The organism is Nocardioides silvaticus (genome assembly GCF_003160695.1).
Classification (GTDB): Bacteria; Actinomycetota; Actinomycetes; order Propionibacteriales; family Nocardioidaceae; genus Nocardioides; species Nocardioides silvaticus.
The window spans coordinates 18,293-30,296 of the sequence record NZ_QGDD01000014.1 but is presented as its reverse complement, the minus strand read 5'-3'; the positions used below and the strand labels follow the sequence as shown (position 1 = coordinate 30,296).

The window sequence follows — 12,004 nt, the reverse complement described above, 5'->3', positions numbered from 1 at the left end:
ATGGTCATCTTCGGGCTCGTCCTGCTCGCCGTCGGCATCCTCGCCATCCTCGCCGGCATCTTCAACGCCGGCACGGAGGCGACCTCGAGCGACGGCAAAACCGACGTCCACGCCACGTTCCTCGGCATGGAGGTCTCGGCCAACACCCTGTTCATCATCGCCGTGGTCGCGACGTCACTGGTGTTCCTCGGACTCTGGTTCGCGAAGTTCGGCGCGAAGCAGAGCTGGAAGCAGCGCAAGGAGCAGAAGCGCCTCAACGAGCTCTCCGAGAAGCTCGAGCGGGCCGAGGCCGACCGCCGCCGCGACGACGAGGACGAGACCCCCGAGCAGCGCTAGTCAGCCCGGTCCCGCCCGGGCGCGGGCAGCCAGGTCGTGGGGCTGTCCGAGCCAGCGCGGGCCGGTGACCTCCACCTCGACCGTGACGTCGTCGCCCGCCACCGAGCACCGCACCAGCCGGGCGCCGTTGTCGGCGGCGACCGCCGCCGCCGCTGCGCACGGGTCGCGAGCGTCCTGCACGGCACCGGCTCCGGCCAGCGCGGCCAGGTCGGCCGCGGCCTGGGCGGACCGGTGGGCCGTCACCATCGCGGCGACGACGGCGAGCGCGCAGCCGACGAGCAGCAGCAACCCGAGGCAGGCGACGACGAGCACGGTCGCGCCGCCGCGCTCCCTCACGGGGGCACCTCCTCGGCGACCGCCACCGCCTCGGCGCTGACGTCGGCGCCGGGCAGGAACGAGAACAGCCCGCCCGGTCCCGGCACGTGCCCCTCCGCCCGCACCACCACGCGGTCGCCTCCGGCTGTCACGACCACGCGCACCCCGTCGGGGGCGACCCGTTCGCCGACCGCGATCGCCGCGCCCCGGTCGTCGCCGCGGGCGACCGCCCGCGCCGTCTCGCGGGCGGCGTCGACGGTGCGGACCTGCGCGGCTCCCACCGACAGCAGCCAGACCAGGCCGAGGGTGACCGCGACCAGCACGGGCAGCCCGAGGGTCAGCTCGGCGGTGACCGCGCCCCGCTCGGTGCGGGCGCGTGCCGGCATCAGCCGATGCCGAGCAGGCCGAAGACGTGGTCGAACAGGTTGCGCAGCATCCGGTCGCCGAAGCCGCCGGTCAGCAGCTTGTAGAGCAGCCCGGCGAGCCCGGCGCCGGCGGCGGTGCCGACGGCGTACTCCGCCGTGGTGATGCCGCGGTCCTCGGCTCGGGTCCTGGTGCGGGTCGTGGGTCGGGTCGTGGGTCGGGTCATGGTGCCTCCCTGGTCCGGGGCGGGACCGCCCGGTGCGGCCCGCCTGCGCCAGCGAGCCTGCGGGTCCGGGCCGACGGAGCCGGTACGGCGAGGGCCGGCCTGTGGAGAGGCCGGGCGTGTCGCCGCCACCGGTGGACGGTTCGTGGCCCGTCACCACGCGATCGAGCGGGCCAGGCCAGCGACGAGCGGCACGATCCCGATCAACAGGAAGGCCGGCAGCAGGCACACCCCGAGCGGGACGGCCGCACGGACGCCGACGGTGCGGGCCCGGTCCTCGACCTCGGCGCGGGACCGGTGAGCGAGCTCCTCCGACAGCCGGTCGACCGCGCCGACCACCGGCGCACCCGACCGGTGGGCCCGGGCCATCGTCCGGCCGAGCGGCCCGATCGCCGGGTCGTCGGCGAGTGCCGTCCACACGCGCACCGGGTCCGCGCCGAGCGCGAGCCGCGCCGCGACCGGCGCGAGCACCTCGGCGGCCGCGCCCGGCAGCGCCCGGCCGACCAGCTCGATCGCGGGCCCCGGGGCCGCCCCGCCGCGGAGCGCGGCTCCGAGGAGGGTGACCACGTGCGGCAGGTCGCGTCGTACCTCCTCGCGCCGGAGGCGCACCGCCCGTGGCTCGATGCGGCCGGCCACGACCCAGGTGAAGCCGGCGGCCACCAGCCCGGCCAGCGGCGCGGCGGGACCGCCCAGCACCACCGCCGCGCCGGCTCCGGCGAGCAGGGCGCACGGCAGCCGCCACCGGCGCAGCCCGCGCTCCGGCACGGCCGCAGCCCGCGGCGGACCGGCGGCGGCCGGGGGCAGCACGGTGCGTCCCGGGACGACCAGCGCCGCCGCCAGGCCGGCGAGGACGGTCGCGACCAGCACCACCGCTCATCTCCCCCGCTCGACGTCACGCGCGAGCCGTTCGATCCAGGTCAGACCCGCGACCGCGCACGCCAGGCCGGCCGCGAGGCAGCCGAGGCCGACGGGGTGGCCGAGCAGGAACGCCCACGGGTCGGCGCCGGCGCCGCTGCCCATCAGCAGCGCCGCCACCGGCAGGAAGGCGACCAGCCGCGCAGTGGCACGCGCGGACGCCAGCTCGCCGGCGACCACCCGCCGGGTCTGCTCGGCGTCCCGCAGCTCCTGCGCGACCCGGGCCAGCACGTCGGCCAGACCGTGCCCGGTGCGGTGCGCGACCTGCCAGGCCGCGGCGACGACCCGGAGGTCACCGGCGCCGGGCTCGGCCGCGAGCTCACGGAACGCCTGCGGCACGTCGCCGCCGGTCGCCGCCGCCCGGGAGACCGGCCGCAGTGCCGGCCACTCCGCCGCGGCCCGGTCGAGGGCGGTCGGCGCGGTCTGGCCGGCAGCCAGCTCGGCCTGGAGGCCGTCACACATCTCGACGACCCGGGAACGCACCCGTCCCGCCGAACGGCCGCCGCCGCCGGCGAGCCCGGTCCACCGCGGGGCTCGCCACCGCCGGGAGGCGGGCAGGACCGAGGGGCGCGGGCGCGACAGCAGGAGGACGGCGACGCCGGCGAACCCGCCCGCGAGCGCGGTCCAGCTCGTCACCGCCGCCTCCGGGCCTCGATGAGGTCGAGGAGCCGCCCGGCCGCCGGGCCGGCGGTGAGCGTCCCCGCCCGGTCGACCCGGGTCGCGGCCACGGTGCGCACCAGGCCGGCGTCGTCGCGCTCCAGCAGGGCCACCTCGCTGAGCCGACGCTGTCCGTCGCGGTCACGGCTCATGTGGAGCACCACGTCGAGCGCCGACCCGAGCTGGCTGTGCGCCGCCGCGCGACCGAGCCCCGCGGCGAGCGCCAGCGCCTCGACCCGGGCCGGCAGGTCCGCCGCGGAGTTGGCGTGCAGGGTGCCGCACCCCCCCTCGTGCCCGGTGTTGAGCGCCGCCATCAGGTCGACCACCGCGCCGTCGCGCACCTCGCCGACCACCAGCCGGTCCGGCCGCATCCGCAGCGCCTGCCGCACCAGGTCGCGCAGGCCCACCGCGCCCGCGCCCTCGAGGTTGGCCGGTCGCGCCTCGAGCCCGACGACGTGCGGATGGTCGGGCCTCAGCTCGGTGGCATCCTCGACGACCACGAGCCGCTCGGCCGGGTCGACCTCCCCCAGCAGCGCCGAGAGCAGCGTGGTCTTGCCGCTCCCGGTGCCGCCGGTGACGAGGAACGCCAGCCGGGCGACCACGACGAGCCGCAGCAGCTCCAGCGACTCCCGCGTCAGCGTCCCGGCGTCGCGCAGCTGCGCGAGCGTGAAGCCTCCGCGTCGCGGCACCCGCAGCGAGATCGCCGTGCCCGGCCGGGCCAGCGGTGCCAGCACCGCGTGGCAGCGAGTGCCGTCGGGGAGCCGGACGTCGGCGTACGGCGCCGCGTCGTCCAGGCGGCGGCCGCCGACGGCGACCAGCCGCTGCGCGAGCCGTCGTACGGCGTCCTCGGTCCCGAGCCGCACCTCGGTCCGCTCGAGCCCGGTCCCGCGGTCGACGTAGACCTCGCCGGCGCCGTTGACGAGCACGTCGGTCACCCCCGGCTGCTGGAGCAGCGGGTCCAGGGGGCCGGCGCCGATCGCGTCGCGGCGCAGCTCCTCGTAGACCGCGAGCACCGTGGCGTCCCCGACCGGCCGGCCGGCGGCCCGGAGCGCCTCGGCCACGCGGTGCGGGGTCAGCTCGCCGGCCGAGCGCGCCAGCCGGCTCCGGACGTCCTCGACCAGGGACTCGGTCACAAGAGCTCCTCGACCGGCAGGCCGAGCACCGTCGCCACCGCGCGGGCGAGCGGGCCACGCCGCGACCGCAGCGGCCCCAGGCCGAGGTCGAGCGCCTCGGCCAGCCGGGGCTGGTCGCGCATCTGCGCCACCACCCGGAGCCGCACCGCCGACTCCACGTCGGCCGCGTCGATCCCCTCCCCGCGAAGCACCAGGCCGACGTCGGGGTGGCCGGCGAACCGGGCGCGCATCCGCACCGCCGCGCTCACGCCGAGCACGCTCCCGACGGTGACGATGAGCAGCCGGTCGCAGCGGGCGGCGACCTCGTCGACCAGCTTGTCGGGCGTGCGGGGCAGGTCGACGACCACGGTCTCGTGACCGCGCCGCGCAGCGGAGATCGCCTCCCGCACGGCGAACGCCTGCAGGGTCTGCGCGCCGGACCCGACGTACCACGACAGCACGCCGAGCGAGCCCGCGTGCGGCAGCGCGTCGCGCAGGGCCCGGGCGCTGAGCCGGCCGGTGGTCTGGCAGAGGGCGTCCCAGCGGAAGCCCTCGGTGCGCTCCAGACCGAGCATCCGGTCGAGGCCGGGGCCCTGCGGGTCGCAGTCGATGACCGCGGCGTCGCCGTGCTTGGCCGCGCCCTGCCCGAGGGCGCACGCGAACGTGGTCGCCCCCGCGCCGCCGGACCCACCGATGACCCCGATGACCCGGCCGCGCGCGGCCCGTTGCTCGGTGAGGTCGGCGAGCAGCTCGACCAGCCATCCCGACGACCCGCCGAGCTCCACGACCTGCTCGGCTCCGATCCGGAGCGCGGTGCGGAACAGGTCGTCCGGCGCCCGCTGGTGGGCGACGACGTAGACGTGCGGCCGCTTCTCCGGCGCGATCCGCGCGACCTCCTCGGCCAGGTCCGCCCCCAGCAGCACGACCGGCGCGCGGGTCCAGCTCGCGAGCGCGGCGAGCGGTTCGTGCGCGGTGGTCGGCGCGACGTCGGCAGCGGCTGCCAGCGCCAGCAGCTCGTCGAGCAGGGAGGCGTCCGCGGTGAGGATGAGGGCCGCAGGAGCGGTGCGGGAGGGGGCGATCAGGGCGCCGGTGGTGTTGGTCGTCATGGCTGAGCATGTGGCCGGGACGTCGTACGGCGACGCCTCGTAGCCGCCAGCCTGTGGAGGACCCGTGCCCGGCGGGCGGCTGTGGATGCTTGCTGGACCGCGCCGAGGCGCTCGCGGAGCGCAACCACCGGCCACGCCGCCCCTACGATTGGGCCATGGGCCGAGAGGCGGCGTTCTTCGACCTCGACAAGACGATCATCGCCAAGTCGAGCGCGCTCGCCTTCAGCAAGCCGTTCGCCGCCGGCGGCCTGATCTCGCGGCGGGCGGTGCTGCGCTCGGCGTACGCCCAGTTCGTCTTCCTCGTCGGCGGCGCCGACCACGACCAGATGGAGAAGATGCGGCAGTTCATGTCGCAGCTGGTCGCCGGGTGGGACGTCGCCACCGTCAGGGAGATCGTCGCCGAGACGCTGCACAACATCGTCGACCCGCTCGTCTACGACGAGGCGGTGCAGCTGATCGAGGAGCACCACGCGGCCGGCCGCGACGTCGTGATCGTGTCGTCGTCGGGCACCGACGTCGTCGCGCCGATCGGAGCGATGCTCGGCGCCGACCGGGTGGTGGCGACCAGGCTCGAGATCGTCGACGGCCACTACACCGGCGAGATCGAGTACTACGCCTACGCCGAGGAGAAGGCCACCGCGATCCTCGCGCTCGCCGAGGAGCAGGGCTACGACCTCGCCGCCTGCTACGGCTACAGCGACTCGGCCACCGACATCCCGATGCTCGAGGCCGTCGGCTTCCCGCACGCCGTCAACCCCGACCGCGAGCTGCGCAGGGCCGCGGCGGCCAGGGCCTGGCCGGTGCTGGTCTTCAGCCGGCCGGTCGCGCTCCGCAGCCGGGTGCCGCTGCCCCCCGCGAAGCCCACCCTCGCCGCCCTCGCCGTCGGTGGCGTAGTGGCTGTCGGCGCCGCCGTCTGGGTCGGCGTACGACGACGCGGCGTGAGCGCCTGAGCGCATGACCTCTCGATCGAGGGGTGACCTAGCCCTTCGACCAGATGTAGCATGTCTGCTATGTCCGATCCTGGTCCTACGACAGGCGCTCCCGTCCTCGACGTCCGTGACCTGCGGATGACCTACGGCACCAAGGAGGTGCTGGCCGGGGTCTCGTTCACCGCGCAGCCCGGCGAGGTGCTCGCGCTGCTCGGTCCCAACGGCGCCGGCAAGACCACCACCATCGAGATCCTCGAGGGGTTCCGCGGCCGCTCCGGGGGCGAGGTGTCGGTGCTGGGTTCCGACCCCGTCCACGGCGACGAGCAGTGGCGCGCCCGGGTGGGCGTGGTCCTCCAGTCCTGGCGTGACCACGGCCGCTGGCGCGTGCGGGAGCTGCTCGACTACCTGAGCCGCTTCTACACGCCGTACTCGACGGCGGAGGTCACCCGCCCCTGGGACGTCGACGAGCTCCTCGACGCCGTCGGCCTGACCGACCAGGCCGACGCCAAGGTCCTCAAGCTGTCCGGCGGGCAGCGCCGTCGGCTGGACGTCGCGATCGGCATCGTGGGCCGGCCGGAGCTGGTCTTCCTCGACGAGCCGACCGCCGGCTTCGACCCGCACGCGCGCCGGGAGTTCCACGACCTGGTGCACCGGCTCTCCGACTTCGAGAACACCACGGTGCTGCTGACGACGCACGACCTGGACGAGGCCGAGAAGCTGGCCGACCGGATCCTCGTGCTCGACCGCGGCACGATCATCGCCGACGGCAGCCCCGACGAGCTCGCCCGGACGCTGGCCCACAACGCCGAGGTCCGCTGGACCGCCGGCGGCGAGCGGCACGTGCACGCGGTGGCCGAGCGCGACCCGACCGACTTCGTCCGCCGGCTGCTCGCCAGCCACCCCGACGCCACCGAGCTCGAGGTCCGGCGCGCGAACCTCGAGGACACCTACCTCGCCCTGGTCCAGCGCGTCGAGAGCGGCCGGGAGCACACCCACGCACCAGCGGAGGTCTCGCCGTGAGCATCCCGTCCGAAGCGCGCCGCGTCGCCGTCCGGGCCGGGCTGGTCCGCGGGTGGCGTGAGACCAGGTACTCCCTGACCGACCCGACAGACCTGGTCTGGTTCTTCGCGTTCCCGGTGATCTACGCGGTCGTCCTGCTCTTCATGAGGGGCAGCACCGTCCCCGGCACCGACTTCGAGCTGGGCGCGATGGTGCTGCCGAGCATCGTCGGCATGACGATCGCGTTCGGCGGGCTCGCCGGTCCGGCCAACCAGATCGCGATGGACCGCGAGGACGGCACGCTGCTCCGCGCGAAGGCGACGCCCGACGGCATGATCGGCTACCTGGTCGGAAAGACCGTCATGTTCTCCCTGGGCACCTTGGTCAGCCTGATGGTCCTCGCCATCCCGGCGGTCACCGTCGCCGACGAGCTGCGCATCGACGGACGTACGGCGCTGCTGCTGCCCGTGCTGTTCGTGGCCGGCATGGTCGCCACCGTCCCGATGAGCGTCGCCCTCGGGTCGCTGTTCCGCTCCAGTGCCCAGTCGATGCTGATCTTCCTGGCCTCGATGGTCCTCATCTCGGTCTCGGGCATCTTCTACCCGATCACCGCGCTGCCCACCTGGCTGCAGTGGGTCGGACAGGCGTTCCCCTTCTACTGGCTCGGCCTCGGCACCCGGTCGGCGATGCTCCCGTCCGACCTCGTCACCGCGGAGATCGGCGACTCCTGGCGCACCCTGGAGATGTTCGGCGTCCTCGGCATCTGGGCCGTCGTCGGGTTCGCCATCGCACCCGCCGTGCTGCGCCGGATGGCCCGCCGCCAGTCGGGCTCCGTCGTCGCCGCCGCGCGCGAGCGCGTCATGGCCCAGGGGTACTGAGCCGGTGGCGGGCGACACGGACACCGTCTACAACCGGATCGCGATGCTGCGCGCCGAGCGGGGGATCAGTCGCCGCGAGCTCGCCGACGCGCTGGGCGTGCACTACCAGACGGTGGGCTACCTGGAACGCGGCGAGTACCACCCCTCGCTCCACCTCGCGTTCCGGATCGCGGCGTACTTCGACGTCGCCGTCGAGGTCGTCTTCTCGACCAGTCCGTTCAAACGGCTCGGAGAGTGAGACCGACCGCGACCGCTCGAACTCTCCCCAAAGTCAACCCTTGAAGGTGCTTCGAGTCCGGCGTACAAAGGAATCAGAACTCAAGAGCAGCACATGGCCCAGGTACCCACGCGGCGATCTACCCTTCCTAACAGGGCGCCAGTCACCGAGACACTCTCGGGACGGCATATCCGATGCACGCCTGGTAGCCGACGGGCACATGTGTCAGCGGTGGCATCCGAGAGAACTAAGGCTCGGGTGCCACCAGCATATTTGGCCGAGCGTGTCTCCGGCGGCCCGCCGCGGCGTCTCGATACGCCCTCGCCTAGCGGCTCGGGCTACTCGACGACCAAGCGGGCTACTCGGCGCTGCGGACCAACGGACTCGCCTCCGCGGCGGCGGCGTAGGCCTCGGCGGTGTAGAGCAGCCAGGAGTGGATGCCCGAAGACTTGCCGCTGGCGTAGCCGCGGAGGTTCGACTCGTACTCCGCGCGCAGCGCGAGGTGGGCGGCCTCGGGGACGACGAGCGACTTCTCGTCCACGCCCTTCGTGGCGATCAGCAGCCGCTCGGCCGCGCGGGCGACGATGCCGTTGTGCGAGGGGAACGGCGCGTTGACGACCAGCTCGGCGTGCACGACGGCGGCGACGGCGAGGGCGGGCGCCTCGGTCGTCGCGGTCACCAGGTCGGCGACGGTGCGGAGCAGCCCGGCGGACTCGGCGTCCCGCGGGCGGCCGAGCCGGTCGGCGGGCAGCGTGCCGTGGCCGGCGAGGGCGTGCAGACGGGCGAAGGCCTGCAGCGGCGCACGTCGTACGACGGGGATCAGCGCCAGCAGTTCGGTCGAGACCCGCACCGCGTCGGCGGAGATCTCGTCGCCCTGCCCGTCGCGCACCTCGGCCAGCGTCGACGCGGAGCCCTCGAGCACGCCGCTGGCATGGGCGCCGCGGAGCAGCGACTCGGCCGTCATCTCCGGGGACGTACGACGCAGCCCGCGGTCCCGCAGCACCACGTCGATGCCGTCACGCGCCCCTGCGAAGGCCGACGGGACGCCTTCGAGCGACACCAGCCATGCCAAGGGGTCCGCGCTCACCGGAAGAACGTTACCGAGGCACTACGGTGAGTCCCGATGGCACCCGACGACCCCACCCCCGCAGCCGACAGCCCGGACCCCGCGCTCTGCTTCGGCAGCGTCGTCGACGCCTACGAGCGCGGCCGGCCGGGCTACCCGGTCGAGGCCGCTCGTTGGCTGACCGGCGACGAGCCGCTGTCGGTGCTGGAGCTCGGTGCCGGCACGGGCAAGCTGACCCGCGAGCTGGTGGCGCTCGGCCACGACGTGCACGCGACCGACCCCGACCCGGGGATGCTGGACCTCCTGTCCCGCAACTACGTCGTCACCCGCATCTCCCAGACGACGGCCGAGGAGATCCCGGTCCCGGACAGCACGTTCGACATCGTCATCGCCGCGCAGAGCTACCACTGGTTCGACCACGAGCGCGCGCTGCCCGAGATCGCCCGGGTGCTGAAGCGCGGCGGCTCGCTGAGCCTGGTGTGGAACATCCGTGACGAGCGGATCCCGTGGGTCAAGCGGCTCGGTCGCGTCATCGGCTCGCAGGAGCAGGGCGCCGGGCCGGGCGAGGAGCTCGAGAGCTCGCCGTACTTCGGGCCGGTCGAGCACGAGACCTTCAAGCACTGGCAGACCATCGACCGCTCCTCGGTGCAGGACCTGGTGCTGTCGCGCTCCAACGTCGCGACGCTGCCGGTCGAGGACCGCGAGGCCAAGCTGCGCGAGGTGCTGGCGTTCTACGACGACTACGGCCGCGGCATGGACGGCATGCAGCTGCCCTACCTCACCCACTGCTACCGCGCGGTCGTCGGCATCAAGCCGCAGTCGGCAGCGCCTGAGACCGCCGACGAGTACGTCGGAGAGGCCACCCAGCCGGTCGCTCTCCTGGGTGAGGTCGACGCGGTCCAGCTCTCCGACGTCGTCGACCCGCCGACCGACGACGACTCCGGAGTGCTGCTGATCGACTTCCGGTAGGACCGGTCGTGCGGCGACGCGGGCATCTCGGGACCGAGGCCGACCGGGCCACGTTCCGTGCGCTGCACCAGGCGTCGCTCGCCTCCCCGGCGCTGCGGGAGGGGCTCACCGCCGACAGCGCCGAGCGCGCGATCAAGCACCTGCGCACGCTGCTCGGCACCCCGGCGCTGGCGCTGACCGACACCGCCTCCACGCTCGCGTGGGACGGGTCGGGCGGCCACCACGAGCCGCAGGCCGGCGCGCTGGCGGCGATGCTGCTCGCGCCGACCGGGCCCGAGCCGACGCGCGGGTGGACGCGGACCGTCGAGCCCGAGCAGCTGCCGTGCTCGACCGCCGGCTGCGCCGTACGTACCGGCGTGATCAGCCCGCTGGTCGTCGACGGCCGGGTCATCGGCACCGTGCAGGCCTACGCCGCCACCATCACCGCCGGCCTGGTCCGCGCCACCGAGGAGGTGGCGCAGTGGGTGTCCGGCCAGCTCGAGCTGGCGGAGCTCGACGCGAGCCGCAACCGCGCGATGGAGGCGGAGGTGCAGGCGCTGCGGGCGCAGATCAGCCCGCACTTCATCTACAACTCCCTCGGCGCGATCGCGAGCTTCGTGCGCACCGACCCCGACCGCGCGCGCGAGCTGCTGCTGGAGTTCGCCGACTTCACCCGCTACTCCTTCAGGCGGCACGGCGAGTTCACCACGCTGGCCGAGGAGCTGCGCTCGATCGAGCGCTACCTGCTGCTCGAGCAGGCGCGGTTCGGCGACCGGCTCCAGGTGACGCTCAACGTCGCCCCCGAGGTGCTGCCGGTCGTCGTACCGTTCCTCTGCATCCAGCCGCTGGTGGAGAACGCCGTCCGCCACGGCCTCGAGGCCTCCGACCCTGCGAAGGGCGCCGGGCACCTGCGGATCGTCGCGCACGACCGCGGCCACGAGTGCGTGGTGGAGGTGGAGGACAACGGCGTCGGCGAGGACCCCGAGAAGGTACGACGCGCGCTGGCCGGTGACGCCGCCCTCGACTCGGTCGGCCTCGGCAACGTCGACGCGCGGCTGCGCGCGACGTTCGGCGACGACTACGGTCTGGTCGTGGAGACCGCCCCGGGAGCCGGCACCAAGGTGATCGTGCGCGTGCCCAAGTTCGCGCCGGGGGTGACGGTGTGAGTCCCGACAGGCTCGATCACCGGGGGAACCCCGACCACCGGATCCGCGTCCTCGTCGTCGACGACGAGCAGCCGGCCCTCGACGAGCTGTCCTTCCTGCTCGAGGCCGACGACCGGGTGAGCTCGGTGGTCACCGCGGCCACCGCGACCGAGGGCCTGCGGATCCTGCGCGAGACCGACGTCGACGCGGTGTTCCTCGACATCCAGATGCCGGGGCTCAGCGGCCTCGAGCTGGCCGAGGTGCTCGGCCGCTTCAAGGAGCCGCCGCCGGTCGTCTTCGTCACCGCCCACGAGCAGCACGCGGTCGAGGCCTTCGAGCTGCACGCCGTCGACTACGTGCTCAAGCCGGTGCGCGAGGAGCGTCTGGCCGAGGCGGTCCGCCGGGTCCTGGCCGGCGGCGGTCGGCGCTCGGCACCCGAGGACGCCCAGATCGCCGTCGAGCGCGGCGGCGTGACCCGGTTCGTGGATCGCGGCTCGATCTCCTACGTCGAGGCGCAGGGCGACTACGCGCGGCTGCACACCCGCGGCGGCGACTCCTACCTGGTGCGGATCCCCCTGTCGACGCTCGAGGAGGAGTGGCGCTCGGCCGGCTTCCACCGGATCCACCGCTCGCTGCTCGTCGCGCTCGCCCACATCGACGAGCTGCGCACCGAGAGCGGCCGGTGCTCGGTGCTCGTCGGCGAGGCGGAGCTGCCGGTGGCCCGGCGGCACACCCGCGAGCTCCGCGACGTGCTGGTGCGGCGGGCACGGGACTCGTGAGCGACCAGCGGCCGCA

At 74.4% G+C, this 12,004-nt stretch carries 16 protein-coding genes; 8 read left to right on the top strand and 8 right to left on the bottom strand.

Annotation, left to right across the window (positions count from 1 at the left end):
- Positions 1-336, top strand: a complete 336-nt coding sequence (locus DJ010_RS21325) for a hypothetical protein (protein WP_109697474.1) — start codon at positions 1-3, stop codon at positions 334-336.
- Here DJ010_RS21325 and DJ010_RS21320 read toward each other — a convergent pair whose 3' ends face one another.
- From DJ010_RS21320 to ssd, 7 genes are all read right to left on the bottom strand, one after another.
- Entirely contained in the window at positions 337-672 is a 336-nt protein-coding gene (locus DJ010_RS21320) for an Rv3654c family TadE-like protein (protein ID WP_109697473.1), read from the bottom strand.
- Positions 669-1,037, bottom strand: a complete 369-nt coding sequence (locus DJ010_RS21315; RefSeq protein WP_109697472.1) for a TadE family protein — start codon at positions 1,035-1,037, stop codon at positions 669-671. The genes DJ010_RS21320 and DJ010_RS21315 overlap by 4 nt, the downstream gene beginning before the upstream one ends.
- Positions 1,037-1,240: a DUF4244 domain-containing protein gene (locus DJ010_RS21310; RefSeq protein ID WP_109697471.1), complete on the bottom strand. Its 204-nt coding sequence runs from the start codon at positions 1,238-1,240 to the stop codon at positions 1,037-1,039. The genes DJ010_RS21315 and DJ010_RS21310 overlap by 1 nt, the downstream gene beginning before the upstream one ends.
- A gap of 150 nt (positions 1,241-1,390) precedes the next feature.
- Positions 1,391-2,107: a type II secretion system F family protein gene (locus tag DJ010_RS21305; RefSeq protein WP_109697470.1), complete on the bottom strand. Its 717-nt coding sequence runs from the start codon at positions 2,105-2,107 to the stop codon at positions 1,391-1,393.
- A gap of 3 nt (positions 2,108-2,110) precedes the next feature.
- Positions 2,111-2,788 (bottom strand): type II secretion system F family protein, encoded by a 678-nt coding sequence (locus DJ010_RS21300; RefSeq protein ID WP_109697469.1) that lies wholly within the window; start codon positions 2,786-2,788, stop codon positions 2,111-2,113.
- Positions 2,785-3,942 carry a TadA family conjugal transfer-associated ATPase gene (locus DJ010_RS22835; protein WP_245927793.1) on the bottom strand — a complete coding sequence of 386 codons (1,158 nt, stop codon included), beginning with the start codon at positions 3,940-3,942 and terminating at the stop codon, positions 2,785-2,787. Before DJ010_RS22835 ends, DJ010_RS21300 begins: the two co-directional genes overlap by 4 nt.
- Positions 3,939-5,027 (bottom strand): septum site-determining protein Ssd, encoded by a 1,089-nt coding sequence (gene ssd / locus DJ010_RS22830; RefSeq protein ID WP_245927792.1) that lies wholly within the window; start codon positions 5,025-5,027, stop codon positions 3,939-3,941. The genes DJ010_RS22835 and ssd overlap by 4 nt, the downstream gene beginning before the upstream one ends.
- Positions 5,028-5,182: 155 nt before the next feature.
- Between ssd and DJ010_RS21290 the strand changes: the two genes are divergently transcribed.
- Genes DJ010_RS21290 through DJ010_RS21275 form a run of 4 tightly spaced genes read left to right on the top strand, consistent with a single transcriptional unit; the run spans position 5,183 to position 8,071 of the window.
- Positions 5,183-5,977 (top strand): HAD family hydrolase, encoded by a 795-nt coding sequence (locus DJ010_RS21290; RefSeq protein WP_109697505.1) that lies wholly within the window; start codon positions 5,183-5,185, stop codon positions 5,975-5,977.
- A gap of 60 nt (positions 5,978-6,037) precedes the next feature.
- On the top strand, positions 6,038-6,976 hold the full coding sequence (locus tag DJ010_RS21285; RefSeq protein WP_211318913.1) for an ABC transporter ATP-binding protein: 939 nt from the start codon (positions 6,038-6,040) through the stop codon (positions 6,974-6,976).
- On the top strand, positions 6,973-7,833 hold the full coding sequence (locus DJ010_RS21280) for an ABC transporter permease (RefSeq protein ID WP_245927790.1): 861 nt from the start codon (positions 6,973-6,975) through the stop codon (positions 7,831-7,833). Before DJ010_RS21285 ends, DJ010_RS21280 begins: the two co-directional genes overlap by 4 nt.
- 4 nt (positions 7,834-7,837) lie before the next feature.
- The gene (locus DJ010_RS21275) at positions 7,838-8,071 is read left to right on the top strand and encodes a helix-turn-helix transcriptional regulator (RefSeq protein WP_245927788.1); all 234 of its coding nucleotides are present in this window, start codon (positions 7,838-7,840) and stop codon (positions 8,069-8,071) included.
- 337 nt (positions 8,072-8,408) lie between these two features.
- Here DJ010_RS21275 and DJ010_RS21270 read toward each other — a convergent pair whose 3' ends face one another.
- Positions 8,409-9,137: an oxidoreductase gene (locus tag DJ010_RS21270; protein WP_109697467.1), complete on the bottom strand. Its 729-nt coding sequence runs from the start codon at positions 9,135-9,137 to the stop codon at positions 8,409-8,411.
- Positions 9,138-9,173: 36 nt separating this feature from the next.
- On the opposite strand from DJ010_RS21270, the gene DJ010_RS21265 reads away from it, so the two are divergent.
- From DJ010_RS21265 to DJ010_RS21255, 3 genes are read left to right on the top strand one after another with little or no spacing between them, the layout of a single operon-like run.
- The gene (locus DJ010_RS21265) at positions 9,174-10,085 is read left to right on the top strand and encodes a class I SAM-dependent methyltransferase (RefSeq protein WP_109697466.1); all 912 of its coding nucleotides are present in this window, start codon (positions 9,174-9,176) and stop codon (positions 10,083-10,085) included.
- Positions 10,086-10,093: 8 nt separating this feature from the next.
- Positions 10,094-11,230 (top strand): sensor histidine kinase, encoded by a 1,137-nt coding sequence (locus DJ010_RS21260; protein ID WP_109697465.1) that lies wholly within the window; start codon positions 10,094-10,096, stop codon positions 11,228-11,230.
- The gene (locus DJ010_RS21255; RefSeq protein WP_109697464.1) at positions 11,227-11,988 is read left to right on the top strand and encodes a LytR/AlgR family response regulator transcription factor; all 762 of its coding nucleotides are present in this window, start codon (positions 11,227-11,229) and stop codon (positions 11,986-11,988) included. The genes DJ010_RS21260 and DJ010_RS21255 overlap by 4 nt, the downstream gene beginning before the upstream one ends.
- The last annotated feature ends 16 nt before the right edge of the window (positions 11,989-12,004 follow it).

What these genes read in the sequence shown, in the direction of transcription:
- DJ010_RS21325 (WP_109697474.1), top strand. Translation starts at nt 1, where the DNA reads ATGGTCATCTTCGGGCTCGTCCTGCTCGCCGTCGGCATCCTCGCCATC.
- DJ010_RS21315 (WP_109697472.1), bottom strand. Translation starts at nt 1,037, where the DNA reads ATGCCGGCACGCGCCCGCACCGAGCGGGGCGCGGTCACCGCCGAGCTG.
- DJ010_RS21310 (WP_109697471.1), bottom strand. Translation starts at nt 1,240, where the DNA reads ATGACCCGACCCACGACCCGACCCACGACCCGCACCAGGACCCGAGCC.
- ssd (WP_245927792.1), bottom strand. Translation starts at nt 5,027, where the DNA reads ATGACGACCAACACCACCGGCGCCCTGATCGCCCCCTCCCGCACCGCT.
- DJ010_RS21290 (WP_109697505.1), top strand. Translation starts at nt 5,183, where the DNA reads ATGGGCCGAGAGGCGGCGTTCTTCGACCTCGACAAGACGATCATCGCC.
- DJ010_RS21285 (WP_211318913.1), top strand. Translation starts at nt 6,038, where the DNA reads ATGTCCGATCCTGGTCCTACGACAGGCGCTCCCGTCCTCGACGTCCGT.
- DJ010_RS21265 (WP_109697466.1), top strand. Translation starts at nt 9,174, where the DNA reads ATGGCACCCGACGACCCCACCCCCGCAGCCGACAGCCCGGACCCCGCG.